This window comes from Pseudomonas sp. PDM30 (genome assembly GCF_019218985.1).
Taxonomy (GTDB): Bacteria; Pseudomonadota; Gammaproteobacteria; order Pseudomonadales; family Pseudomonadaceae; genus Aquipseudomonas; species Aquipseudomonas jessenii.
Genome location: NZ_JAHUWM010000008.1, coordinates 1 through 25070 on the forward strand (window position 1 = coordinate 1; position 25070 = coordinate 25070).

Below are 25070 nucleotides of genomic sequence, written 5' to 3' on the forward strand. Positions count from 1 at the left end.
GAACTCAGCAGTGAAACGATGCATCGCCGATGGTAGTGTGGGGTTTCCCCATGTGAGAGTAGGTCATCGTCAAGATTAAATTCCGAAACCCCTATCTGCGTATGCAGGTAGGGGTTTTGTTTTTGGCGTCCCTGTAGGCGCGAGCTTGCTCGCGATGGGCCTCAGTGCGAAATATCCCCTGACAGCCCGCATCAGGCTGTTGGACCTGTGTTGGATAGACGGCAGTCGCACCAGCTACCTAAACTGTCAGCAGATTTTTTGGATCGGGGCAGTGGATGAATCGCAATGAACTTCGCAAAGCGGATATCAACCTGATGGTGGTATTCGAAACGCTGATGCTCGAACGCAATGTCACTCGGGTGGCGGAGAAGCTGTTTCTCGGTCAGCCGACCATCAGTTCGGCGCTCAACCGCTTGCGTGCGATGTTCAATGATCCGCTGTTCATACGCGTTGGCCATCGCATGGAGCCAACGGCACGGGCCGAGGAGATCATCAGGCACCTGTCGCCGGCGCTGGATTCCTTGTCCGTGGCCTTGAGCCTGACCCATGATTTTGACCCGGCCAGCAGTACGATGTCGTTCCGCATCGGGTTGTCCGACGATGTGGAGTTCGGGTTGTTGCCGCCATTGCTGCGAGCGCTGCGCCAGGAAGCGCCCAACGTGGTGTTTGTGGTGCAGCATGTCGATTACTGGCGGATTCCCGACTTGCTGGCAGCCGGCGATATCACGGTGGGTATCAGCCAGACCCGTGGCTTGCCGGCCAATGCCAAGCGCAAGTTGTTGCGACACATCCAGCCCAGCATTTTGCGCGCCGATGCCTCTGATACACCGCTGACCCTCGATGAATATTGCGCGCGACCGCACGTGCTGGTGTCCCATACCGCCAACGTCAGTGGCTATGCCGACGAGTGGCTGGCGGATATCGGTCGCACACGCCAGGTGGTGCTTTCGGTGCCGCAGTACAGTGCATTGCCGGCCCTGCTTGCCGGCACCGACCTGATTGCCAGCCTACCTGACTACACCGCTGAGGCGATGGCTGCATCGGGAATGCTGTTCAAGGAACCCTTTCCCTTCAAGACACCGACCCTGGATCTATCCATGGTCTGGCTCAGCCATGTCGATAGCGACCCTGCCGAGCGCTGGTTACGTTCGCGCCTGGAGGCGTTCATGAGTGAGCGTGCCGTATTGCCGCTGCCCGAATGAACAGGGTGGCGCTGTGTTATATGTACGACCTTTCCACCCCACTTACAGGAACCCACTCATGCCTCACCTGCACATGGAATACACCGCCAACCTGACTGATCTGAATGCCGAAGTGGCATTGATGCGGTTGAACAATACACTGGTGGCTTCCGGTCAGTTTGCTGCCGAATTCGACATCAAGAGCCGCGCGATCAGGGTCGAGGCGTTCAAGGTCGGTACTGCATTGGCTGAACGGGCGTTCGTGCATGTGAAACTGGCACTGTTGAGTGGTCGTTCCGCACAGATCAAGAAACAGCTGTCTGAAAGCCTGCTGGCGGTGGTGCAGGACGTGTGTGAGTGGCCAAGCGGCGTTGAAGTCCAGTTGTGCGTGGAAATTCTCGACATCGATCGCGATTCCTACAGCAAGACCGCCATCAGCAACTGAGCATCAGGCTGTTTCCTGCTCGAGGCAGGCCTGGATCACTTGCGCTCGCAGCCAGGTGTTGGCGCTGTCCTGATCAACACCCTGGTTCCACTGCATGTCGAGGGTGAAACCCGGCAAGCCAGCGGGCGCTTCACAGTGATTGAAGGTGTCTGCACTGGCCAGTAGTCGCTGGATGCGCCGGGGCAGGGTCAGAACATAGTCGGTGCCGGTAATCAGCTTCAGCGCGGCGCTGTAGCTGTTGGCGCGTGCGACGATATGGCGCTGTTGTGCCTGCTGCGCAAGCCAGCCGTCGACCATGTTGGTGGCGGACGTCCAGGGTGTCGGGAACACGTGTCGACGTTCGACATAGGTTTGCAGGCTCAAGCGTGGTTCTGCCGGCGTGGCGCGTTTGTCGAAAACACACACCAGGTCATCTTCGAGCAGCGTCTGCGATTTGAAATCGACGTGACTGCGATGAAAGTTCGGGCCGAAGCACATCACCAGGTCGAGGCTGCCTTCGCGCAACGCTTGGGCAGGGATATCGGCCTGGAGTTTGAACACATTGACCATCACCGGAAGATCGGCGAGGTCGAAGGTTTTCAACAAGCGCGGCAGGATCAGTTGCTCGAAATACTCCGGGGCGCAGATGTTGAAGGTCACGGGTTGCAGGCCTGGGTCGAACGTGGGTAAGCCGGCGTGACACAGGTTGATGCTTTCGAGGATTTTCAGCACGTGAGGGTACATCGCGCTGGCCTTGCCGGTGGGCTGCATGCCGCCGGTGCGAGTATTGATGAACAGTTCGTCCTCGAAACTGGTGCGCAATTTCTTCAGGCAGTAACTCACGGTGGACTGGCTGACGCAAAGCGTCTCGGATACGTCGGTGACACTGTTCTGCTCATACACGGCGACGAATACCATGAGGTCCTGCATGTCGAGCTTTCTAAGCGAATTACTGTTCAGCATCCATTCCATCTCGCTGCGTCCCTTGCGCTGACCGTGTGCAAGGGGGGGGAATTATCCTAGCGGAATGGGCGAGCAGGGAGAATGCCTTGCAGGACGTTTCGCCCAAGGCCGTGTCAGCCCTGGACCATCGCCGACACGGCGCGGCGGCTGGACATCAATAGCGCGAACATGCCGAGGCCCACCAGCACCGCGCCGGTCATTTCCAGCGGCAGCGGCGTCTGGTGTCCCCATAGCCAGTGGAACAAGGTGATGAACAGCGTGCTCAGGTAGATGTAGGAAATCACCGAGGACGGCGCGATCACGCCGATGGCCCGGTGTAGCAGCCAGAACGTCGCCAGGGTGGCGAACACTGCCAGGTACATCAGCCAATAGAAGTCGTTGAGCGTTAGTAATGATGCCGAACGCCAACCGCCACTGAATCCACAGAACACCAGCAGAAACAGCGCACCGAACAGCATGTTCCAGAACGTCATGGACACCGGTCCGCGTCCCTTGAGGCTATTGGCTTTCAGACGCTGGCTGAGGGGGGCGTAGAGCGCCATCGCCAAGCAACCGATGCCGTACACCGTCAATGCATAGGGCGATGGCAACTCGCCGGGGCCGATGCCTTTCATGATCAACAACACTGCCCCGGCAGCGGCGAGCAGCATCGGCATAATCCGTTGTTTCAGACGGCTGTCAGGTGTGAGCACGGCTTCGAAACCCAAGGTCATCAGTGGCACCAGCGTGAACATCGTCCCGGTGTTGACGGCCGAGGTGTAGCGCAACGCTTCGAACAGCGAACCGAAGTACAACGCCAGCAGCAGGCCGAGCACCGCGTGACCAAACAGTGCGCGGACGGTCATGACGGTATCGCCTTTGAGCAGCAACAACGGCAGAAACACCAAAGCGCAAAACAGCAGACGTAAACCCGTCAGCAGGATCGGGTCGATGGCCTGGCTGACTTGCGCCGCCGCGGAAAACGATGCGGCGATCAACAAGGCCCAAAGCAGCATGCTGGCGTGAGCGACGGCGAAAACAGTGGTTTTCATGGCAGGCTCCGGGTCAATGGATGTGGCGGGCGTAGTGCCTTGGGTTGAAGCGAAAAACCATCAGCATCATCAGCGCCATGACCGCCGTGAGCGACCACCAGGCCCATTCAAAGCTGCCGAGCTGGTCGCGGATGATCCCCGCCAGCAGCGGCGACAGGCCGGCGATCAAGTAGCCGATGCCTTGCACGAATGCGGTCAGGCCGCCAGCACGCAATGGATTGTCCAGGTGATCCAGCGATACGATCAGGCTCATCGGGAACAGGCCGCCAATGCCCAGCCCCAGCAGGCATGGCCACAGCAGGCTCAAATGCCGTGGGCTCAGAATCAGTCCGCAGAAACCGGCGATGATCAGTGTCAGCAATACCATCAGCACGACGCGGCGGTCGTGGCTGCGGTTGGCGATGACGGGCGTCAACAGACCCGACAACACTTCCATGGCGGTCAGAAACCCGAGCAGCAATCCGGCGTGCTGCTCGCTCCAGCCCTTTTCCACGTAGTAAGGCGCCAGCCAGGCCAGAACACAGGTGTAGGACGCAGTGCCCAGGCCAAAGAAAATCGCGAGTAACCACGCGCGGGAATTGGCAAAGTACGAACCTTTGCCGGATGCCTTGGAATCCAGTATTGGCATCCCCGCGCTTTGGCTGCGCCAGAAGAGCAATGCCAGCACAGCGAGAACGGCCCAGATCGCCAGGCCCATACGCCAGCTGCCGGTACGCTCCATCACCAGCGGCGCAAAGGAAGCACCCATGGCCGCACCGCCCATGATCGATGTGACGTAGAGCCCCATGCACAGGGCTACGTGGTCGCTGAAGCGGGATTTGATCAACGCTGGCATCAGGGCCTGGATCAAGGCGATCCCGATACCGGCCAGCACCGCGCTGAGGAGCAACTGCGCGGCTGAATCAAGGAACAACCGCGAAAGCGTGGCCACGCCGATGATCAGCAACGAGAAGACTACCGTGCGTTGATCGCCGAATCGCTGACTGACGCGCAGGCCGACAAACATCGCCAGCCCCATGGCCGTCACCGGTAACATTGTCAGCAGTGAAGCCTGGCTGAAGCTCAGCGCAATGTCGTCGCGAATCGCTGAGAGCAGCGGCCCGACAGCGGCCATGGAAGGGCGCAGGTTCAGGGCAACCAGGACAATGCTGAACATGAGCCAGAGGGCAGGGCGGGAAGTGGCTCGGGTGTTTTCCATGTTCGGACCTTGATGAATAGGCGGGCGATTAAGGCGCGCGAGGCCCGAAGGGCGCAAATCAGAAAGTCCGGGGTGGTATTTAGAAATCAAATACAGGCCGTCTCCCCACTGAAGGCAGCACAAAACCGCCAAATGTTTAGCCAGACGACATCCAAGGTTCTTCAAATCCTGATTTAACGACTTAAGCCATCGTGTGACGCTGCGGGTCATCTGTTTTCTGCGGTTCTCTCTATGGACGGTTGGCCAGTCGCAATCCACTGCAAGGCATCCAACGGCGTTCGAGCGTCGAGCCTTGGTCGTCGATTCACGCCTGCCACCGCGCCAAACCTCTCTGCACTTCCTTCTGAACTGGCTTTTTGGGCGCTGTGGCATTGCCGCCATGCGCGCCCGCCGGATTCCTGCTTTTTCCGCTGATTGTTCCTACCTGTTCCGCTTGATGGCGGGATTAAAGTGCGGGTGCTTTTGCGTACCCGTCTGACACGGAAAAAGAGAGTTCCCATGAGTTGTGCCACGACCTCGTTTGCCACCCGGCAAGAAGCCCTGACCTTTCTGGAGCAGAACCCGGATATTGAAATGTTCGAGCTTTTCATCCTCGACAACAACGGTGTGCCGCGGGGCAAGTTGCTGCATCGTGACGAGTTGCTGGCGGTGTATGAAAGCGGGCGACCATTGCCGAGCACCATCCTCGGCCTGACCATCAACGGTGATGACGTGGAAAACTCCGGGCTGGTCTGGGATGTCGGTGATATCGACTGCCGGGCCTACCCGATCAGCGGCAGCCTCACGCGTATGCCGTGGCGTCTGATACCGACCGCGGCCGTGCAGGTCAGCATGCACCCAACGGAGGGAATGCCCGCCACTATTGCCGATCCCCGTCATTTGCTGGCGAAAGTCATCGAGGGTTTGCAGGCAGACGGTTATTACCCGGTCATGGCGGCGGAATTGGAGTTCTACCTGCTGGATCAGCAACGCGACAGCAATGGCCGGCCGCAACCGGCGCGGGATGTCGATGGCGGGCGTCCGTACGGCACCCAGGTCTATGGTTTACGCGAGCTTGAACAGATCGAGCCGTTCCTGGCCGATCTCTACAGTGCCTGCAAACTCCAGGGGATTCCGGCGCGCACGGCCATTTCCGAATACGCGCCGGGGCAAGTGGAGATCACTCTCGAACACCGCACCGACGCACTACAGGCGATGGATGAAGCGGTGCGCTACAAGCGTCTGGTCAAAGGCGTGGCGCACAAGCACGGCATGACAGCCTGTTTCATGGCCAAGCCTTTCGATGACCTTGCCGGCACCGGGATGCACATGCACGTGAGCCTGGCGGACAAGGACGGCAACAACCTCTTCGCCAGCGAAGCTGCGGATGGAACGCCGCTGCTCAAGCAGGCCGTCGCCGGCATGCTCAGTACCTTGCTCGATTCGCTGTTGCTGTTCTGCCCCAACGCCAACTCCTACCGTCGATTCCAGGCCAACAGCTATGCGCCCCTGGCGGCCACCTGGGGCGTAGACAATCGCACCGTGAGTTTGCGTGTCCCAGGTGGGCCTGCGTATTCCCGGCACATCGAGCATCGAATTTGTGGCGCAGATGCCAATCCCTATCTGGCGGCTGCGGCGATTCTGGCCGGTATTCATCGCGGTATCCGCGAACAACTCGATCCTGGTGCGCCGGTGGAAGGCAATGGCTACGCCCAGGCCACGAAACTGTTGCCGACAGACTGGCTGACCACCTTGCGATCACTGGAAGGTTCGAGTTGGGCCAGGGAAGCCTTCGGCGGTGAATTCCTCGGCGTCTACCTGGCGGTGAAACGCGCTGAGTATCGTCAATTCATGGGGGAGGTCGGTGAACAGGACTGGCGCTGGTATTTGCATCAGGCCTGAGTCGAATCTGAATCGGGGCTGAACCATTCTCAAATAGTCTGAAAGTGTCAGGCGGACTTAATAAGCCAACTAATTGTTGGCTTATTTTTCACAAAAAATTGATTGTTGGCTACCTAAAATTACAGCTGTCTCGGTAAATGAAATTTTCACATTTGCCGTAGACACTTATTTTCAGGATCCGCCAAATATCATGCTTAATATTAAAGCCGTGCGCCCCGAATGGGTGACACTGATTGCCAGCACGTTTTTGTTAGTTGGCTTCAATTACGTACTTTGGCAACACCTGTTCGAAATCACCGCATCCGATGGCAAAGGCATCGTCATGCGCGCGGCCTTCGGGGTGATGATCTTCGCGGCCTTCAACATTGTGCTGACCCTGTTGGCATTCCGGCCGGTGCTCAAGCCGCTCCTGACCCTGCTGTTCATGACCAGCGCGGGCGTGGTTTATTTCATGAGCCAGTATGGTGTTTTGATCGATACCGGCATGCTGCGTAACTTCGCCGAGACCAATGCAACGGAAGTGCGTGACTTACTATCGCTCAAGTTGTTTGTTTATATTTTACTGCTCGGCGTTTTGCCGTCCTGGCTGTTGTGGAAGACACCGATTAATTATCGTCGTTGGCACCGTGAACTGCTCAGTAAGGTTTTGGTGACTTTTGCCTCGGCAGCAGTCATTGGTGGAGTTGCACTGGTTAACTATCAAGGCCTGTCTTCGCTGTTTCGCAATCACCACGAGTTACGCCTGATGGTGGTGCCAAGTAACTACATTGGTGCCTCGGCTGGCTTCTTGCGCGAGCAGGTTGCGTCTGCACATCAACCTTTTGTGAAGCTCGGTGAAGATGCCCGGCGCAATCCAGCCTGGCAAACTCACGGGCGCAAATCCCTGACGGTACTTGTCGTGGGTGAAAGTGCCCGGGCGGAGAACTTCGGCATCCTTGGCTATAGCCGCGACACCACTCCGAAGCTGAGTAAGGAAGATGGCCTGATCGCTTTCACCGATGTGCACTCCTGCGGTACTGAAACCGCCGTATCGGTGCCTTGCATGTTCTCCAACATGGGGCGCAAGGACTACAACGCCGGCAAGGCAAAGAACGAAGAAGGCCTGTTGGACGTGCTCAAGCATGCGGGTATCGACGTGATCTGGCGTGACAACCAGTCAGGCTGCAAAGGTACGTGCGATCGCGTCACCCTTCAGGACGTCAGCAATCTGAAGGACCCGGCGCTGTGCGCCAACAGTGAATGCCGCGATGAAATCCTGCTGCAAGGGCTGCAGCATTTCATCGATACCCTGGACAAGGACACGGTATTGGTATTGCACCAGATGGGCAGCCACGGTCCTGAGTACTTCAAGCGTTATCCGAAAGAGTTCGAGCGCTTCACCCCGGTTTGCGAGAGTAATGCCCTGAACAATTGCAGCCGCGAAAGTATCGTCAATGGCTACGACAACACCCTGGTCTATACCGACCATGTACTGTCGACCTTGATCGATCTGCTGCGCAGCAACCAAGACAAAGTGGATACCGCGATGCTGTATCTGTCGGATCACGGCGAGTCCCTGGGTGAATACAACTTGTTCCTCCACGGCACGCCCTACATGCTGGCACCGGAGCAGCAAAAGCATGTCGCCATGTTTGCCTGGTTCTCCGACAGCTATAAAAAGTCGTTTGCGCTAGATACCCGCTGCTTGCAACAGAGCCGTGAAAAGTCCCTCAGCCAGGACAACCTGTTCCATTCGATGCTTGGGCTGCTGGAGGTCGACAGCAAGGTCTACCACCAGGATCTGGACATGTTTGCCGGATGTCGTCGTCCAGTGACAGACGGCGTGTTGGCCAAGGAATGATCGCCTCTGACTCTGTTTCACGCAGCGGCCACCGACCTGGTTTTTGACCTGTGTTGGCCGAACACGGTGATTCTCGCGACGGTTCCAGGTGCTGGGCAAGACCAGCTAGCTCGGCTTTGTAGGACTATTCTTTATGTCACGCAGTAATTTTCGCTAATGCTCTTGTTCAGTGGATGCGCGGAAATCGCCGGGGGCGATATATACTGCGCGCCATTCTTCAAGGGAGAGCCGTGTGGCCATCGATATTCACTGGATTCGCGACAACGATAGCCTTGGACGGTTGTGTGCCGAGTGGCAACAGTTGCCATTCGTTGCCCTCGACACCGAATTCATGCGGGTCGACACCTTCTACCCAATCGCCGGCCTGCTGCAGATCGGTGATGGCGTTCGCGCCTATCTGATCGACCCGCTGACCATCGACAACTGGCAGCCATTGGCCGCTTTGCTGGAAAACCCTGCGGTGGTCAAAGTTGTCCACGCGTGCAGCGAAGACCTCGAAGTCCTGCTACGCCTGACCGGCAGCCTGCCGGCGCCACTGTTTGATACGCAACTGGCTGCCGCTTACCTGAACCTTGGTTTTTCCATGGGCTATTCGCGGCTGGTGCAGGAAGTGCTCGGCATCGACCTGCCCAAGGGGGAAACCCGTTCCGACTGGCTGCAACGCCCGCTTTCCGAAACCCAGATCAGCTATGCCGCCGAAGATGCCGTGCATTTGGCTGAAGTTTTCGTAAAACTGCGTCCAAAGCTTTCCGACGAGAAATACGCCTGGGTCCTGGAGGATGGCGCCGAACTGGTGGCCAACCTGCGCCGCGAGATCGATCCGTACGAGGTCTATCGCGATGCCAAGCTGGCCTGGAAGCTGTCTCGCGCCCAACTTGCCGTTTTGCGTGAGCTCTGCGCCTGGCGTGAAAAGGAAGCCCGGGCCCGCGACCTGCCGCGCAACCGGATCATCCGCGAGCATTCGTTGTGGCCACTGGCGCGTACGCAACCGGATAACCTCGGCGCGCTGGCGAAAATCGAAGACATGCACCCACGTACCGTGCGTCAGGACGGCGAGTTTCTGCTTGATCTGATCAAGCGCTCTGGCAGTGTGTCGCCTGATCAGTGGCCGCCAGCCGTGCCGGAGCCGTTGCCGGTGGATGCTGCTGCGCTGCTCAAACAAATGAAGGCCATAGGCCAGGCCGAAGCCGAGCGCCTGAACATCGCGCCGGAACTGATGCTGCGCAAGAAAACCCTGGAAGCGCTGCTCAAGAGCGGCTTCCCCAATGGTCCCTACCAATTGCCTGATTCGCTGCGTGGCTGGCGCCGCGAATTGATGGGCCAGGCGCTGCTCGACAGCCTGGCCACCGCCGGAGAACAGCCTTGAAACGTATTTGCTCCATCTACCGCAGCTCGAAAAGAAACGAAATGTACCTGTATGTGCTCAAGAGCGATGCTCTGGAGCGCGTGCCGGATACCCTGATGGCAGCCTTCGGCAAGGCCATCCACGCGTTCGACCTGGTGCTGAGCCCCGAGCGCAAGCTGTCGCGCGAGGACATCACGGTCGTGCTGGAAAACCTCGAGAAACAGGGTTATCACCTGCAAATGCCGCCTGCCGAAGACGAGTACATCGAGCACTTGCCGGAAGAATTGTTGCGTCGCAACGATCCGATGTGAGCGGCAGACAGACTCTGTTCAGAGTGGTTATGAAACACTGATTGATTTTAGCGATGGCAGCATCGACGGAGCACTGCTCTGTCGGCGGCCGTCTGCACTGTTTTTGAAAGGTTTGAAGCATGCGCGTCCTGATTGCTGAACACGACCACCCCGTGTACGCCCAACTGTTGCGCGAGGCGGCACCGGACCTGGAGGTACTGACCAGCGGTGATTCCGCCGAACTGGCCAGCCAGGCCGCCGATTGCCCGGTGTGGCTCGGCCAGCCTGATTTGCTGGCGACCCTGTTACGCCAGGGTCATCAACCGCAATGGCTGCAATCGACCTGGGCCGGCATCACGCCGCTGCTGGCCGATGGCTTGCCGCGGCACTATCGGCTGACCCGTGCAGTCGGAATCTTTGGCCAGGTCATGGCCGAGTACGTGCTCACGTACATGCTCGGTCACGAGCGTGAAGTGCTGGCGCGACTGGTCAGCCAGGTCGAGCGCAAGTGGGACAGTCGCCAGGTCCAGAGCCTGGCGGGGCGCAGGGTGTTGATCGTCGGCACCGGTGATATCGGTCAAAGTGTCGCGCAGTTCCTCGTGCCGTTTGGCGTCGAACTGTATGGCGTTGCCAGCAGCGCACGGGAGCAGGCACCGTTTATCGAAGTTGGTTCGATGGCGGATTTGCCGCGGCTGGTCGGTGAAGTCGATTACGTGGTCAATCTGCTGCCGAACACGCCGGACACCCACGATGTCTACGACGCGGCGCTGTTCAAGCAATTCAAGCCGACCGGGTTGTTCATCAACGCCGGTCGCGGAGTGGCGGTGGTCGATGCGGATCTGGTGGATGCCTTGAAGGAAGGGCATCTGGCGGGTGCAGTGATCGATGTGTGCCGTCAGGAACCCTTGCCCCAGCGTCATCCGTTCTGGACGGCCTGGGGCCTGCTGCTGACCGGCCACAGCTCGGCCCCGACTTCGCCTTCGATGATGGTGAAGCTGTTTGTCGAGAACCTGCGGGCTTATGAGGCGGGAGAGGCGTTGCGCGGGGAAGTGGATTTCGATCGCGGGTATTGAACACACCCTCAAAAACTGTGGGAGCGAGCTTGCTCGCGATGAGGCTGGTACATTCAACATCAATATTGACTGTTCTACCGCTATCGCGAGCAAGCTCGCTCCCACAGGGATTTTCAGTATGGCTCAGAGGGTGAAGTCACCTTCAGCCGCCAACTCGCTCAATGGACGACGCGGGCTGGGTTCTTCACGGGCTTGCAGATATTCCGCCAGGCTCGCCTTGTCCCCCAGCTTGCCCACCGCGACGGCGGCGTGCAGGGCGTAGCCTTCAGGAATGTTCAGTGTCTTGCGGGTCAGCTCCTGGTCGAAGCCGGCCATGCCGTGGGTGTGCCAGCCGCTCAGGCTCGCCTGCAAGGCCAGGTGACCCCAGGCGGAGCCGGTGTCGAAGGTGTGCCACAGGGCCGGGGTTTCTTCGGCTGCGCCAGGCGCAACGAAGGTGGTTTTCGAAATCACGATCACCAGGGCCGAAGCATGTTGCGCCCAGCTGCGGTTGAATTCGTTCAACAGGCCCAGGTAACGCTCCCAGTTCGGCGTGTCGCGACGTGCGTAGAGAAAGCGCCACGGCTGCGAGTTGTAGGCCGAGGGTGCCCAGCGGGCGGCTTCGAAGAAGCTCAGCAGGGTTTCCTCCGGAATCGTTTCGCCAGTGAAGGCGCGGGGCGACCAGCGATCGGTGAACTGAGGGTGAATGGCGTAATCGGCAACGCGTGGGTTGGCACTCATCAAGAGATTCCTGGCTACGTTTGAAAGTGGGAGCAACACAAAACCCTACTTGGCAGCGCAAAAACTGACAAGCCCGGTGTACCGACAGTCGCCAATGCTTGGCCCGCGGAGCTGCGGGCACTAGACTGGCGGCCTTTTCACCACCTGATGTCGATACTCGAACCATGGCCGCCAAAGTAGAACCGTTCTGGATACGCAAGACCCTTGATCAACTCGATCAGGAGGAATGGGAGTCGCTGTGCGACGGCTGTGGATTGTGCTGCCTGCAAAAGCTTGAAGACGAAGACGACAACAGCGTCTATTACACACGCATCGCCTGCAAGTTGCTGGACCTGAAAACCTGCCAGTGCACGGACTATCCCAACCGCCGTGACTCGGTGCCGGACTGTATCCAGCTCACGCCGGGCAAGGCCGACGAATTCAAATGGCTGCCACCGACCTGCGGCTATCGCCTGGTTAGCGAAGGCAAGGACCTGCCGTTGTGGCATCACCTGGTGTGCGGTGATCGCGATGCCGTTCATCACGAGCGGATTTCCCAGTCCGGGCGCATGCTCGCCGAAGGCAGCGTGCCGGAAGATGATTGGGAAGATCATCTGATTTTCCGCGCAGGCTGATTGCCTGAGGTACAACGTTTCACGAAGGAGTGTGTATGGCTGTGGGATGGCGGCAGGCGTGGATCCTTGGATTACTGGCCGTGAATTCGCCGGCATGGGCTGCGAACAAGGTCAATCTGGATTACCACGTGCGCCTGTTGCCGCAGAGCGATCAGGCCGAAGTGCGCCTGACGCTCGCCCAGGGCTCGGCGGTACGCAGCCTGGATTTCGACCTTGGCGACGGCAGTCACTACAGCGATTTCAAGGCTGACGGCCAATGGCAACTGACCCCCGGCAAAGCGGCGCGCGGTGTCTGGCGTCCGGCTGCGGACAAGGCCAGCCTGACCTACCGCGTGAGTATCAGCCACGGGCGCAAGAGCGGCAGCTTCGACACGCGCATCACGCCAAGCTGGGCGTTGATGCGCGGCGACAATCTGGTGCCGGCTGCCAGACTCGATCAACAGGACGGCATCGAACTGGTTTCACGCCTTGAGTTCGAGCTGCCCGGTGGCTGGAAAAGCGTTGAAACCGCTTGGCCACGAATCGGCCCGAATAAATTCCGTATCGATAACCCTTCCCGACTGTTCGACCGGCCTACCGGCTGGATGCTCGCAGGTGAGCTCGGCAGTCGCCGCACTCGTCTGGGCGAGACCGAAGTCACAGTCGCCTCGCCGCTGGGGCAGGGCATGCGCCGTATGGATGTGCTGACGCTGCTGACCTTCGTTTGGCCGCAAGTGCAGGCGCTGTATCCGCGACACCCGGGCAAACTGCTGATCGTCGGGGCCAATGATCCAATGTGGCGCGGCAGCCAGTCGGCGCACGAGTCGATCTACCTCAACAGTCGTCTGCCGGTGGTCAGCGAAAGCGGCACCAGTGCCTTGGTCCGTGAGTTGGCCCAGGTGTTCGGGCGCGTCAAAGGCACCCGGCGCAGTGACTGGATCAGTGAGGGCTTTGCTGAGTATTACGCCATCGAACTGGTGCGTCGGGCTGGCGGCATGAGCGATGAGCGCTACGAGAGCCTGCATCGCAAATTGGTCAAGATCAGCCAGAAAGTCACCACGCTGCGCGGTGAGCGGATCAGCTCGACGCAGGTGGCCAGGGCGGTGGTGTTGCTGCAGGAGCTGGACCGCGAGATTCGCCTGAAAACCCACAACAAGCGTTCGCTCGATGATGTGCTGCGCGGGGTGATGCGGATGGATAACGTTGATACCAAGGACTTTGTGCAGCTGTCGGAGAGTGTTATTGGCGACTCTTCCAAAGTCCTTGATACCGGTTTACTTCAGTGAGTCCGTCATCGCGAGCAAGCTCGCTCCCACAGTGATTGGGGGTGAACACAAATGTTGTGAGCGCCACATAACCCTGTGGAAGCGAGCTTGCTCGCGATGAGGCCAGTGGCTTCAGCGCAGATCCCGATTCAAACCCCGGCTTTCGGCGACTTCAAGGAATCATTGCCGGTAACGGTTGCGGTTTTGGTCGCCGCCTCGGCATTGGCCTTCAGCGTCTTCAACTCTTCACCCGCCCGCTGAATTTTCGCCCGCACGTTGTTCATGTCCTGACGGCTTTTCTCCAGCAGGCTTTTCGCCGAGCTGTGGCCGGTAATTCCACGCGCCAGGGCCACGCCGCCGATGGCCACCTGGATCAGGCCAAAGATCCCGCCACGCCGCAGTCCCTTGCCCACCATCACCACGCCACCGGCCAGGGAGCCAATGCGTTCCCAGCCCTGCACGTTTTGCTCGGAAGGGCTCTGGAACGGGGTGGATTCGATACGCTCGACGGGTTTGAGTTCGCTCATGGTCTGTCTCCAGGCTTCAGTGATCGATAGTCAAACTGACAGCCTGGGCGGGCAGCTCGTTCAATCGGATGTGTGGCGATTCAGCGGAATTTTGGCCCGGAGCGGGTATTGAGCCCCTTGGACATGCGGTCGTAGAGCACGACGTTGACCGTGGCGGCCAGGTTCATGCAACCGGTGGTCGGAATGTAGACCACGTCTTCGCACCAGTCGCGAATCTCTTTATCCAGCGATCCGTCTTCCGGACCGAAGATGTAGAGCGCGCGATCCGGGTGGGTGTATTCCGGCAACGGGCGGGCGCCCTCGACCAGTTCCACGGCGACGGGCACACAATTGAGGGGCAGGATTTTCTTCAGGTCGTCGATGCCGATCAGCGGGATGTCGTAGTGCACGCGCTTGGTATCGGTGACGAAGTCGGCGGCGCGCTCATAGCGCTTGCCGGTGTAGAACACCGACGCCACGCCATAACAGCCAGCGGCGCGCATCACCGAACCGACGTTCTCCGGTGATTTGGGGTTATACAAACCAATGCAGCTGTACCGTTTGTCTGCCACGAGCGGGGTGCCTTTCGGGAAAAAAGCGGGATTATACGGGGATTGGGCGGCAGCGGTCAGTTTGGAGATTGGCGGTGGCAGGGCTATTGCCATCGCGAGCAAGCTCGCTCCCACATTTGATCTGTGTCGTTCACAAAGTCAACTGTAGGAGCGAGCTTGCTCGCGATGAGGCCGGATCAGGCGCTGAAAATCTTCAGTCTTCTTTCTTCATCAACCCCGCCAACGCCGCAAACGGATTGTGCGTGGCCTTGGCGATTTTCGGCGTGCTCAGCGAGCCTTCGTCGAAATACTGCTGGTCGGTATACCGCGAGTGTTCGTTATCGTGGCAGTACAGGCACAACAACTCCCAGTTCGAGCCGTCCTGCGGGTTGTTGTCGTGGTTGTGGTCGCGGTGGTGCACGGTCAGTTCGCTCAGGCGCTTGCCGGAGAACTCACGGGCGCAGCGGCCACAGACGTGCGGGTACATCTTCAGGGCCTTGTCGCGGTAGCCCATTTCCTTGTCGCGCTGGTTGTCGGCGAGGATGCGATCCAGCTTCGAAGTGTTGGTCGGGGTGGACGAACTCATGGGTTCACCTTTGTAGAAAGACTAATGACGGTTATAGGGTGAAGTTTAGCCTAGCCCTTGAGCTTCTCGGCAATCCAGATGGTATGGCGGGTGCCCTTGTTGCCGTGGGCGAAGACCTGCACTTCCTCGGCCTTGAAACCCGCCTTCTTCAGTTTGTCGGAAAACTGCCGGTCAGCGCTGGCCGACCAGACGGCCAACACGCCTTTTGGTCTCAGGGCCTTGGCGCAGGCACTGAGGCCTGCGGCGGAGTAGAGCCAGCTGTTGGCTTTCTGGGTCAAACCTTCGGGACCGTTGTCGACGTCGAGCATGATGGCATCGAAACCCTGGGGCTCGGCCTGCAGGACTTTGGCCACGTCTTCCATGCGAATCACGGTCCGCGGGTCTTGAAGCGGGTTTCCGGCTTTCTCGCCGAGTGGCCCGCGATTCCACTCCACGACGCCAGGCACTAATTCAGCGACCACCACTTCGGCAGTCTTGCCCAGGTGCCTGAGCGCCGAAGCGAGGGTGAAACCCATGCCCAGGCCACCGATGAGCACCCGTGAACCCGGTCGGCCGGCGACCTTGCGACACGGGATCTCGGCCAGGGCATCTTCGGAGCCGTGCATGCGCGTGTTCATCAATTGTCCGCCGTCGCCGCCCTGGATTTTGATGACAAAATCCTCGCCGTATTCGAACAGGCACAGGGCGCCGCCGTTTTCAGGGATGGGGGTGGTGTCCAGCAGAACGAAACGTTTCATGGGGCTCACTTGAAGAAAATTGGCAGAACTCGGGAGGGCAAACAGACGCAGTTGGGAGTAGCCTGTTTATGACGACAAGGCCAACGGAGCCATTGATGAAGCGCACCATTCTAACGGTCATTGCCCTGGCCGCGCTCTCGATAACTGCAGTGCAGGCGCAACAGCTGCAATCGATTCCCGTCAGCCCTGCGCCGATACCCGGTTCGCCCGGCACCGCGACGCCCACGCCGTACCCGCAAATCAGCCCGGCGCCTTTGCCTAAAGTCGGCCCCGGCAGTAGCGGTCCGCCGTTGGTGCCGATTGAAATGCCCAGCCCGCCGATCAAGGACCAGCCGATACCGGGCCTGGAGCCCAATCCGCCGAAAACCAAATCGCCGGGCGGCTAGACCTGCTGCGAAAGCAGTTGACCGTCGGCCATGCGCAGTCGTTTGGAGAGGGACACGGCGAGGGCGCGGATGATCTTGGCGGCGATTTTCGGTGCGTCGTTGAGCATCTTTTCCAGCGAGTCCTTGCCCAGGTTGAGCAACTGGCAGTTGCTTGCGGCCACGCAACTGGCCGAGCGCCGTTCGCCGTCGAGCACGGCCATTTCACCGAACGAGCGGCCGCTGCGCAACGTGGCGATGGTAACTCGCTGCCCGTCAGCGTTGGTTTTCTGCACCGCCACCTGACCGGTATGGATGATGCACATGAAACTGCCGGCATCGCCCTCCTGGAAGATTTCCTCGCCCTGGGCAATGGTGCTGATACTGAAGTAGCCCGAAGCCGCGGCGAAGTCGGCTGGCTGCAGTTGATTGAACAGGCCGCAATCCATCAGCCAGTCGCGAATTTCGTTGTTCAGAAAGGTTGGTTCAGACATGTCGTCACGGTCTTTATTGTTGTGTCTGTTACTGGCTCGAATTTGAAGTCACCGAAAACCCCTTGTGGGAGCGAGCTTGCTCGCGATTGCGGCTTCACAGGCAACGGTAATGTTGATTGTGCTGACGCCATCGCGAGCAAGCTCGCTCCCACAGGGTACAGGTGTTGTATCGGCTGCCGGTGTACGCAATTAAGACCGGCACACCGCGCCAGGTTCCTCAGGCCATGCCCAAAACCTTGAACAAAAATGCATATTCGAGTGCTACGTCACGCAATCCCTGATATCGACCGCTCATCCCGCCATGCCCGGCACCCAATTCAGTCTTGAGCAGCAGGGGATTGCTGTCGGTCTTGGTCGCGCGCAATTTCGCCACCCACTTGGCTGCTTCCCAATACTGCACGCGGCTGTCGTTGTAACCGGCGATCACCAGGGTTGCCGGATAAGCTTGCGCGGTGACATTTTCATACGGGGCGTAGGCCTTGATCCGATCATGGACGTCCGGCTCTTCAGGGTTGCCCCACTCGTCGTACTCCGTCACGGTCAATGGCAGATCAGGGTCGAGCATGGTGTTGAGTACGTCGACGAACGGCACTTCGGCGATGGCGGCGCCAAACAGCTCCGGCCGTTGGTTGAGCACCGCGCCGATCAGCAAGCCACCGGCGCTGCCGCCACTGATAGCCAACTGCGGTGCAGTGGTGAAGCCTTGGGCGATCAGGTGTTCGGCGCAGGCGATAAAGTCGCTGAAGGTGTTGTGCTTGTGCTCCTGCTTGCCGGCGCGATACCAGGCTTCCCCCAGTTCGCCGCCGCCACGCACGTGGGCAATGGCAAACGCCATGCCGCGATCCAGCAGACTCAGGCGCGCGTGGGAAAACCATGGGTCGAGGCTTTCGCCGTAGGCACCATAGCCGTAGAGGTACAGCGGCACGGGTTTGCCCAGGTCTGCGCGCTTGATCACCAGGCTGATGGGCACTTGCGTGCCGTCCGGCGCACTGGCCCACAGGCGTTGGCTGACGTAGGCGTCGGCATCGAACGGGCCGAGCACCGGGGTTTGCTTGAGGACTTTCTGCTCGCCGGTCGCCAGTTCAAGCTGGCGGATTTGCGCCGGACGGTTCAATGCTTCGTAGCGCAGGCGAATCCGGTTGCTTTCGAACTCCAGGCTGTTTTGCACGTGCAGGCTGTAGGCCGCATCCGGCAGTTGCACACGATAAGGCGCCAGGCTTTGTGGGTGAACTTCAATGACCGGCAAGCCGCCAACCCGCAGGCTCAGGGTCATGGCCCCGGTGTTAAGGCTGATGCCGTCGATCATCACCGTGTCGCTGTGGGGGATCAGGTTCTGCCAGTCGGCTTCGGTGGGTGCGGCGCCGGTATCGACGGCCGTGTACAAGGCGAAATTGATGCCGTCACGGTTGCTGCGAATGAACCAGGTCCATTGACCGTCGAGTACGCCGTGATCGACGTCGTACTCATGCTCCTCGACCCGTGGCGCGATGCAGGTAAAGGCGTGCTGCGGTTGGTTGGCGTCAAGCACCCAGGCTTCGCTGGTGGTCTTGCTGCCCACGGACAGCAGCAATTGCTGCTCGGAGCTTGAACGGTAGCAATGCATGAAGAAGCGCCCGTCCGGCTCATGGAACACTTCTTCGGCCGCCGTGCCGTCCAGTCGATAGCGATACAGCTTGTGCGGACGATGGGTGTCATCCAGTTCGCCAAAGAATAGCGTCAGGCTATCGTTGGCCCAGGTCATGCTGCCGTCGCAGTCCTGGAATTCCAGCTCGCTGACACGGCCGTCGGATAATTCCTTCACGAACAGCGTGTAAATCTCCTCGCCGCTGGAGTCGATGCTGTAGGCCAGACGCTGGTGGTCCGGGCTGATGCTGAACGCCCCGAGCGAAAAGAAACCACCCTTGGCCAGTTCGTTGGGGTCCAGCAGCAGTTGTTCGCGGCTTTCGTCGAGGGTCAGGCTGTCATCGGCCGGACGCGGGCAGCGGTAGTGCCTGGCGTACTCATCGCCTGCCGTGGTGCGGGTGTAATACAGATAGGGGCCCCATGGCGAGGGCAGGGACAGATCGGTCTCGAGAATCCGCCCCTTGATCTCTTGGAACAGGGTTTCGCGCAATGCGGCCTGGTCGGCGGTTTGCGCTTGCTGATAGCTGTTTTCGGCTTTCAGGTAGTCGAGCACTGCCTCGGTGTCGCGCTCTTGCAGCCAGGCATACGGGTCGGAGCCTTCAGCCTTGTGGGCAATCGGAGCGTCGTGAATGTTGGCGGATAGGGGCATGAAGGGTTCTCGAGCAGTGTACGGAATAGGTTTGGAACCTGTGGGAGCGAGCTTGCTCGCGATGAGGCCAGTACATCCAACATCAATGTTGACTGTCAGTCCGCCATCGCGAGCAAGCTCGCTCCCACAGGGTTCTATGTCTTGACCGAAGGCATTGATGCAGCCTGATGGGCGAAAAGCCGTTATCATAAGCGCCTCTTTGCCTGCCTTGCCATGGACACCATGACCGAGAACGACTATCTGATCGCTTGGGGCCTCTACGCCTTCGCCGCTTTGGGCTGCCTGTTGGTGTGGATGCGCTTGACCCGCTGGATGTGGCGTTGGCTGCGTGAGCCGCTACGGCTGGCGATGGTCGTGCTGCTGTTCAGCCCGACCATCATCGACCCGGTCAAGGACAAAATCGCACCGGCTCTCGCCATTACCGCGCTCGACCTGCTGTTCAAGGTCGGCAACAACGCCTGGCGGGCGATTTCCGATCTGTTCATGTACGGCATGATCGCGTTCGGCCTCTATCTGGTGCTGGTGGCGATCCGTTTCCCCATCGAGCGCGCCTCCAATGCCCGCAGGGAGCAGGCTGCCGCCGCCAAAGCCGCCGTCCGTGCCGACGAGCCCGAGGACGATCAACCGTTCGGCGGTGCCGGCGATGATCGTTATGGTCGTCCGCCCGTGCCGAGCACTCCTCAGCGGATGCGAGTCGAACCCCGTCTGTAACCTTGCCCCTGCGATTGAGCGAGAGTCCGAGCATGTGTGAGTTATTGGGCATGAGCGCCAATGTCCCGACCGATATCGTGTTCAGCTTCACCGGGCTGATGCAGCGCGGCGGACGCACCGGCCCGCACCGCGATGGCTGGGGCATTGCCTTCTATGAAGGCCGTGGACTGCGGCTGTTCCAGGACCCAGCGGCGAGCTGCGAGTCGGAGGTCGCGAACCTGGTGCAGCGCTATCCGATCAAGAGCGAAGTGGTGATCGGGCACATCCGCCAGGCCAACGTCGGCAAGGTCTCCCTATCCAACACGCATCCGTTCGTCCGTGAGCTGTGGGGGCGAAACTGGTGTTTCGCCCATAACGGCCAGTTGGCGGACTTCCAGCCAGTGGCCAGTTTCTATCGCCCGGTCGGCGATACCGACAGCGAAGCGGCTTTCTGCGATTTGCTCAACCGTGTGCGTGCGGCGTTCCCCGAGCCGGTCGAGGTCGAAGAGCTGCTGCCTGACCTGGTGGCAGCGTGCGCCGAATACCGCAACAAAGGCGTGTTCAACTGCCTGCTCAGCGACGGTGACTGGCTGTTCTGCTATTGCTCGACCAAGCTGGCGCAAATCACCCGTCGTGCACCGTTTGGCCCGGCGCGCTTGAAAGATGTCGACGTGATCGTCGACTTTCAGGCCGAAACCACGCCTAACGATGTGGTGACCGTCATTGCCACCGAACCCCTGACCGAAAACGAAACCTGGACCCGTTACGAACCGGGTCAATGGAGCCTGTGGCGACGCGGCGAATGCGTCAGCCAGGGCCAGACCGAATAAGGACTCCTTGCATGTTGCTCAGTTATCTACGGCTGGTGTTGTTTGCGGCGGGCCTGTTGATCGGTGTCCAGGTGCCGGGCTTCATCAGCGATTATGCCAAGCGGGTCGAGGCGCACCTGATCGAGGCGCAGACCAGTCTGAGCGGCTTCCAGAACACCGCCAATCAGTTCTTCAAGGGTGACATGCAGGCTCTGGTCGCGCATTACCGCGCCAGCGAAGACCCGATCTTTCGCAGCGACGCCGACAGCCTGGGCAACCTGCTGACCCGTCAGGTGGCGCTGGACAAGCAATTCCAGGCGATGCAGGGCCCGTGGTACATCCGCTTCCTGCAAGTGGTGCTGGCCGCCGATCCGGATATCCGCAAGGAAACCTGGAATGGCTACAGCTACCAGATCCTGTTGACGCCCGAAGCGATGGTCTGGGGCATGAGCGGCGCCTTGCTGCTGTCGTTCGGGATCGAGTGCCTGTTCCGACTGATTGACTGGGTGGTGCTGGGCGGCAAGCGTCTGCGCCAGAGCCGGCCGATCGAAGAGCGGGATTTGCGCGGTTTGTAACCCCGTCGAACGTCAAGGAGCCGGCAAGCCGGCTCCTCGGTTGATTACCAATCTATCGAATAGCTCATGCTCAAGGTACGGCCTTCGGCATTGGGGTACGGTGCTTTGGCGTTGGCCTGGGCGAACAGATTGACGTACGTGCGGTTGGTCAGGTTGTACACCCCGCCTTCCAGGCGACCGACCGGCAAGTACACGGAGCCGAGCAGGTCCACCAGCGTATAGCCTTCGATGTCGCGCCCGTTGTTGTCCTTGGCCGCAGCGTCGTAACTGGACAGGTGCATGCCTTGCAGGCGCAGGCTGTAGTCGTCTTCGGTGTAGCCGACGAACAGCGTGGTCTTGGCCGGTGAAATGCGTGTTGCCGGCAGATCGATCCATTTCCCGTTCTGCTGGGTCTCGCCCTTGGCCCAGGCATAGGTACCACCCACCGACCAGTGATCGGTCGCGCGGTAAGTCAGGCTGTTTTCGATGCCGCGAACCCGCTCCTTCTGATTGATCAGACGCAAGACACGGCTATTGGCATCGTAGAACTGAGTCACGTCCGAGGTGTTTTCATAGACGGTGACGTCGGCCTGCCACCGGTCCCAGTCACCGCGCCAGCCCAGCTCATAGCTGTCGACCTTGATGGCCTGGGCGTTGAGGCTCTGGATGTCGAAGGTGCTGCTCACGTCACGCAAGAAGCGCTGGATGTCCGGCAGCGAAAAGCCCTGGCTGTAATTGGCGAAGACGTCCTGATGCTCACTCAGGTGATAGACCGCGCCCAGGTTATAGAGCGTGGCGTCGTATTTGAGGGTGTCACCGGGCAGGATGGCGCGTACGCCGGTCTGCACGATCTGACCGTAGGCGATGCTGTCGGAGACCTCGCTTTCGATCCATTCGCGGCGCACACCGCCACGCAGGGTCCAGTCTCCGATGTCCCAGGACATCTGCCCGAACAGCGCCTTGGTGGTGGTTTCGATATCCGGGCCCATCTCGTAAGTGGTGCCGGTCTTGGTGTAGGTCAGCCCTTTGAGGGTGTATTGGTCACCACGCTGGCGGGAGCGTTCGTGATCATAGTCGGCGCCCCAGACCAGGTTGCCTGTGGCGCTGCCGATGGCCGGCAACGGCGTGTCGATGGCCGCACGCAGGCCGTAGACATCCTGCACGCTGTTGTTGTCGGCGATCCCGGCCTTGCCTCGCGACAGGTCCGGGAAGAACAGCGCGTCGGCCCGGCGCCAGTAGCTTTCCAGTTGCAGGCCCTGGCCGTAGAAGTCGTTGTCGGTGTAGTTGAGGTTGGCCGCCTGGTTATGGGTATAGGGTTGGTCATCAAGTTTCAGCCCTTTGACCGCCACGGCTTGCTGCGAGTTTTTCGGGTCTTTGGTGTAGCCGGTGTCTTGCTGGTCCTTGTAGTCCTGCAGCGACAGGCTGAGTTTTTTGTCGGCATCCAGTTCGTAACCGAAACGACCTTGCAGGTCATAGGTTTCGGTGTCCATGTTGCTGCCCTGGGACGTGTCCTGAGGGATGCGGTTGCCGTTGCCGTCGTACTGATCGTTACGCTGGGTCAGGTCGGCGGACACGTACCAGTCCAAGGCATCCTTGCGCCCGGTCGCACTCTGAAAGGCCTCGTAGGCGAAACCCTTGCTGTTGAGGTTGTTGCCGCTGGTCAGGCCCAGTTTGCTGCTGTAGGCAAGGTCCTGACCCTGATTGCGTTTGGTGATGATGTTGATGATGCCGCCTGAGGCGCCGGCACCGTAAATGCTGCTGGCGCCGGAAACCACCTCGATGCGTTCGATACTGGCCGGTGCGATGCTGTTGAGCTGGCGGAAGTTGTCACGCGTGGCGTTCTGCGACACGCCGTCGATCAACACCAGCATGTTGCGCCCGCGCAGGGTCTGGCCGAAGTTGCTCATCCCGCCGCTGGACGGCGCCAGGCCGGGAACCAGTTGCCCCAGAATGTCGGAGACCCGACGCCCGGCACCACTCTGTTCGCGGATCTGTTGTTCGTCGATCACCTGGACCGAGCCAGGAATCGAGGCAATGCTCGCTTCGCTGCGAGTCGCGGAAACGACGGTGGCTTGCATGTTCAATGTGCCGGGTTGCTGGTCGGTGTCCTCGGCCCAGGTCTGGACGCTGACGGAGCCGAGCAGCGGAATCAGCAAGGAAAGTTTGGTTCGGGTCATGAGGTGGTCTTTTTTTAGTCGTGATAAGTGTGGCTAGGTAACTTTGCGGGGCCGGATGTGGAGGTGAATGAGCGCACCCGGCGGATCCCGAGGGCAAAACCCTGCTGGCTTGAAAACACGGTGTTGGCGATCAGTGCCTAGGTGATGGGGAACAGTGCGCCTTGCCAGATGCCCCGGAGACGAGAACCCCCAGCCATTCGTAAGCCAGTGCCGTGGCCGCCAGTGTCAAGGCGCAGAGCCAGGCAACGCTCTCGATGAGACGCAAGATGTAAGCAGGATCGGACGCTGGAGGCAGCGCAGCGCGGCGGGCGCCGGTGCATAGCTCAAATGGTCGGGGGTGATGCGGCGAGACTGGAAGGCCTGAGTGCCGAAGGCTTCGCTCCAGTGTGAGAGCAGTTGCTGCTGTCTTTGCGTGAAAGCGCGCATCAAGTCCGATTCCTTCTGGACAGTGGTTTAGCTGAATGCGCGCAGAGAATACATTTTCAAAATATTAATGCAAATGATAGTAATTGCTTGTTGTGCTGTGAGGCGCTCCTTTTCAGAGGCTGGCCAGGGGTTTGCTCAAGACCATGTAGTGCTCGCCTACCTTCTGCGCATACCGCTCCACCACGTGCTGACACAACGTCACGATCTCCTCGACCCACTCCGCGCCGACCCGCCATGACACCACCACTTGCAGGTTGGGCGGGCGTTGGTCGATGGCCAGCAAGGTCAATTCCCCCCGCTCCAGTTCCTCGGCCACCAGCACCGGTGGCAATGCGCCGATGCCGAAGCCGTCGCGCAACAAACGGGTGATGGCCGACACAGAGTTCACGCAGTTCAGTCGCGGTGTCATGACGCCATTGGCCTGCATCAGCGCCAGCACTTCCTGATGCGGATGGGAGTTTTTCGAATAAGTGATGATCCGCTCACGCGCCAGTTCGGCGACGTTTGTGTAATTGCGGTTGTAGATCGAGTTGCTGGCGACAATCCAGCCCATGGGGTGGCTGGCCAGTTCCAGGCTGCGCACGCTTTCCTGGCGCAGCAGGTCGGTTTGCAGGATCACGTCGAGAAAACCTTTTTGCAGCTGATCGCAGAGGTTGAGCGAGGTATCGGCCACCAGTTCGATTTCCACCAGCGGGTAGTGATCGGTCATCTGCGCCACCAACGGGCTGAGCCAGGTATGGATCACCGTGTCCATCACGCCGATGCGCACCCGTCCGGCCTTGCTCGAGCGGGTCTCGATCGACTGTTTGAGCGCCTGCATGGTGTCCATCATCTGCTCGGCGTAATCGAGCACCTTGAGGCCTTCGGGCGTCAGGCTCACGCCGCGCGAATCCCGCAGAAACAGCTTTACCCCCAGCTCGCTTTCAAGCACTGCGATGCGGCTGGAAATCGAGGCCTGAGTGGTGAAGAGCTTGTCGGCGGTCAGGCGGAAACTCTTGAGTCGGGCGACCCAGACAAAGGTCTCGAGAAACTTCAGGTTCATGGGATAAAGATTTCTTATGTCTAAGGCGGGTTTTTATTAGTTGGACGCAGCAGGGGCGCGCGT

General features: G+C 59.7%; 25 protein-coding genes and 1 pseudogene. 13 read left to right on the forward strand and 13 right to left on the reverse strand.

Annotated elements, in window-relative coordinates; all coding sequences use genetic code 11:
* Nucleotides 1-275: 275 nt before the first annotated feature.
* Together KW840_RS18915 and KW840_RS18920 are read left to right on the forward strand one after the other, a co-directional pair.
* Nucleotides 276-1202, forward strand: a complete 927-nt coding sequence (locus tag KW840_RS18915) for a LysR substrate-binding domain-containing protein (protein WP_150815309.1) — start codon at nt 276-278, stop codon at nt 1200-1202.
* 58 nt (nt 1203-1260) lie between these two features.
* The gene (locus KW840_RS18920; protein WP_090453683.1) at nt 1261-1626 is read left to right on the forward strand and encodes a 5-carboxymethyl-2-hydroxymuconate Delta-isomerase; all 366 of its coding nucleotides are present in this window, start codon (nt 1261-1263) and stop codon (nt 1624-1626) included.
* A 3-nt stretch (nt 1627-1629) separates the two neighbouring features.
* Here KW840_RS18920 and KW840_RS18925 read toward each other — a convergent pair whose 3' ends face one another.
* The 3 genes from KW840_RS18925 to KW840_RS18935 form a co-directional block, all read right to left on the reverse strand.
* On the reverse strand, nt 1630-2568 hold the full coding sequence (locus tag KW840_RS18925) for a LysR family transcriptional regulator (RefSeq protein WP_218496897.1): 939 nt from the start codon (nt 2566-2568) through the stop codon (nt 1630-1632).
* Between the two features lie 113 nt (nt 2569-2681).
* Nucleotides 2682-3599, reverse strand: coding sequence for a DMT family transporter (locus KW840_RS18930; RefSeq protein ID WP_218496898.1), 918 nt, complete (start codon nt 3597-3599; stop codon nt 2682-2684).
* Between the two features lie 13 nt (nt 3600-3612).
* A complete protein-coding gene (locus tag KW840_RS18935; RefSeq protein ID WP_218496899.1) occupies nt 3613-4797 on the reverse strand; it encodes a cyanate transporter in 1185 nt (394 codons plus the stop codon).
* Nucleotides 4798-5295: 498 nt separating this feature from the next.
* On the opposite strand from KW840_RS18935, the gene KW840_RS18940 reads away from it, so the two are divergent.
* The 5 genes from KW840_RS18940 (at nt 5296) to KW840_RS18960 (ending at nt 11226) form a co-directional block, all read left to right on the forward strand.
* Nucleotides 5296-6678, forward strand: a complete 1383-nt coding sequence (locus KW840_RS18940) for a glutamine synthetase family protein (protein ID WP_057716009.1) — start codon at nt 5296-5298, stop codon at nt 6676-6678.
* A 190-nt stretch (nt 6679-6868) separates the two neighbouring features.
* Nucleotides 6869-8518, forward strand: coding sequence for a phosphoethanolamine transferase (locus tag KW840_RS18945; protein ID WP_218497239.1), 1650 nt, complete (start codon nt 6869-6871; stop codon nt 8516-8518).
* 232 nt (nt 8519-8750) lie between these two features.
* Nucleotides 8751-9884: a ribonuclease D gene (rnd, locus tag KW840_RS18950; RefSeq protein WP_090453691.1), complete on the forward strand. Its 1134-nt coding sequence runs from the start codon at nt 8751-8753 to the stop codon at nt 9882-9884.
* Complete coding sequence (locus tag KW840_RS18955; protein ID WP_057716006.1) at nt 9881-10174, forward strand: YcgL domain-containing protein; 294 nt, start codon at nt 9881-9883, stop codon at nt 10172-10174. The genes rnd and KW840_RS18955 overlap by 4 nt, the downstream gene beginning before the upstream one ends.
* Nucleotides 10175-10293: 119 nt before the next feature.
* Complete coding sequence (locus KW840_RS18960; RefSeq protein ID WP_102671295.1) at nt 10294-11226, forward strand: D-2-hydroxyacid dehydrogenase; 933 nt, start codon at nt 10294-10296, stop codon at nt 11224-11226.
* Nucleotides 11227-11349: 123 nt separating this feature from the next.
* Here the strand turns inward: KW840_RS18960 and KW840_RS18965 are convergent, their stop codons facing one another.
* Nucleotides 11350-11943: a nitroreductase family protein gene (locus tag KW840_RS18965; RefSeq protein WP_218496900.1), complete on the reverse strand. Its 594-nt coding sequence runs from the start codon at nt 11941-11943 to the stop codon at nt 11350-11352.
* A gap of 164 nt (nt 11944-12107) precedes the next feature.
* On the opposite strand from KW840_RS18965, the gene KW840_RS18970 reads away from it, so the two are divergent.
* Both KW840_RS18970 and KW840_RS18975 read left to right on the forward strand, forming a co-directional pair.
* On the forward strand, nt 12108-12557 hold the full coding sequence (locus KW840_RS18970; protein WP_008015986.1) for a YcgN family cysteine cluster protein: 450 nt from the start codon (nt 12108-12110) through the stop codon (nt 12555-12557).
* Between the two features lie 35 nt (nt 12558-12592).
* Entirely contained in the window at nt 12593-13822 is a 1230-nt protein-coding gene (locus KW840_RS18975; protein ID WP_218496901.1) for a hypothetical protein, read from the forward strand.
* Between the two features lie 128 nt (nt 13823-13950).
* Here KW840_RS18975 and KW840_RS18980 read toward each other — a convergent pair whose 3' ends face one another.
* From KW840_RS18980 to KW840_RS18995, 4 genes are all read right to left on the reverse strand, one after another.
* Nucleotides 13951-14328 carry a DUF2892 domain-containing protein gene (locus tag KW840_RS18980; RefSeq protein ID WP_057716002.1) on the reverse strand — a complete coding sequence of 126 codons (378 nt, stop codon included), beginning with the start codon at nt 14326-14328 and terminating at the stop codon, nt 13951-13953.
* Nucleotides 14329-14408: 80 nt separating this feature from the next.
* Nucleotides 14409-14879, reverse strand: a complete 471-nt coding sequence (locus tag KW840_RS18985) for an RNA methyltransferase (protein WP_007993783.1) — start codon at nt 14877-14879, stop codon at nt 14409-14411.
* Between the two features lie 193 nt (nt 14880-15072).
* Nucleotides 15073-15444 carry a YajD family HNH nuclease gene (locus KW840_RS18990; RefSeq protein ID WP_007898702.1) on the reverse strand — a complete coding sequence of 124 codons (372 nt, stop codon included), beginning with the start codon at nt 15442-15444 and terminating at the stop codon, nt 15073-15075.
* Between the two features lie 50 nt (nt 15445-15494).
* Entirely contained in the window at nt 15495-16181 is a 687-nt protein-coding gene (locus tag KW840_RS18995; RefSeq protein ID WP_057716001.1) for a spermidine synthase, read from the reverse strand.
* A gap of 95 nt (nt 16182-16276) precedes the next feature.
* Here KW840_RS18995 and KW840_RS19000 point away from each other — a divergent pair, with 95 nt between their 5' ends.
* Nucleotides 16277-16567 carry a hypothetical protein gene (locus KW840_RS19000; protein WP_057716000.1) on the forward strand — a complete coding sequence of 97 codons (291 nt, stop codon included), beginning with the start codon at nt 16277-16279 and terminating at the stop codon, nt 16565-16567.
* Here KW840_RS19000 and KW840_RS19005 read toward each other — a convergent pair.
* Nucleotides 16564-17037 (reverse strand): Crp/Fnr family transcriptional regulator, encoded by a 474-nt coding sequence (locus tag KW840_RS19005; RefSeq protein ID WP_057715999.1) that lies wholly within the window; start codon nt 17035-17037, stop codon nt 16564-16566. The two genes, KW840_RS19000 and KW840_RS19005, sit on opposite strands and share 4 nt — an antisense overlap.
* 217 nt (nt 17038-17254) lie before the next feature.
* Complete coding sequence (locus tag KW840_RS19010) at nt 17255-19309, reverse strand: S9 family peptidase (RefSeq protein ID WP_218496902.1); 2055 nt, start codon at nt 19307-19309, stop codon at nt 17255-17257.
* A gap of 213 nt (nt 19310-19522) precedes the next feature.
* Between KW840_RS19010 and KW840_RS19015 the strand changes: the two genes are divergently transcribed.
* From KW840_RS19015 to KW840_RS19025, 3 genes are read left to right on the forward strand one after another with little or no spacing between them, the layout of a single operon-like run.
* Nucleotides 19523-20020, forward strand: coding sequence for a hypothetical protein (locus KW840_RS19015; protein ID WP_057715997.1), 498 nt, complete (start codon nt 19523-19525; stop codon nt 20018-20020).
* 32 nt (nt 20021-20052) lie between these two features.
* Nucleotides 20053-20829, forward strand: coding sequence for a class II glutamine amidotransferase (locus KW840_RS19020; protein WP_218496904.1), 777 nt, complete (start codon nt 20053-20055; stop codon nt 20827-20829).
* Nucleotides 20830-20840: 11 nt separating this feature from the next.
* On the forward strand, nt 20841-21383 hold the full coding sequence (locus KW840_RS19025; RefSeq protein ID WP_102671286.1) for a DUF2937 family protein: 543 nt from the start codon (nt 20841-20843) through the stop codon (nt 21381-21383).
* A gap of 44 nt (nt 21384-21427) precedes the next feature.
* Here the strand turns inward: KW840_RS19025 and KW840_RS19030 are convergent, their stop codons facing one another.
* The 3 genes and pseudogenes from KW840_RS19030 to KW840_RS19035 all read right to left on the reverse strand — a co-directional run bounded on the left by KW840_RS19030 (nt 21428) and on the right by KW840_RS19035 (nt 25007).
* On the reverse strand, nt 21428-23539 hold the full coding sequence (locus tag KW840_RS19030) for a TonB-dependent receptor (protein ID WP_218496906.1): 2112 nt from the start codon (nt 23537-23539) through the stop codon (nt 21428-21430).
* Between the two features lie 14 nt (nt 23540-23553).
* Nucleotides 23554-23816 (reverse strand): annotated as a pseudogene (locus KW840_RS28600) (MFS transporter); the annotation flags it as partial.
* 261 nt (nt 23817-24077) lie between these two features.
* A complete protein-coding gene (locus KW840_RS19035; protein ID WP_218496908.1) occupies nt 24078-25007 on the reverse strand; it encodes a LysR family transcriptional regulator in 930 nt (309 codons plus the stop codon).
* Nucleotides 25008-25070: the final 63 nt, after the last annotated feature.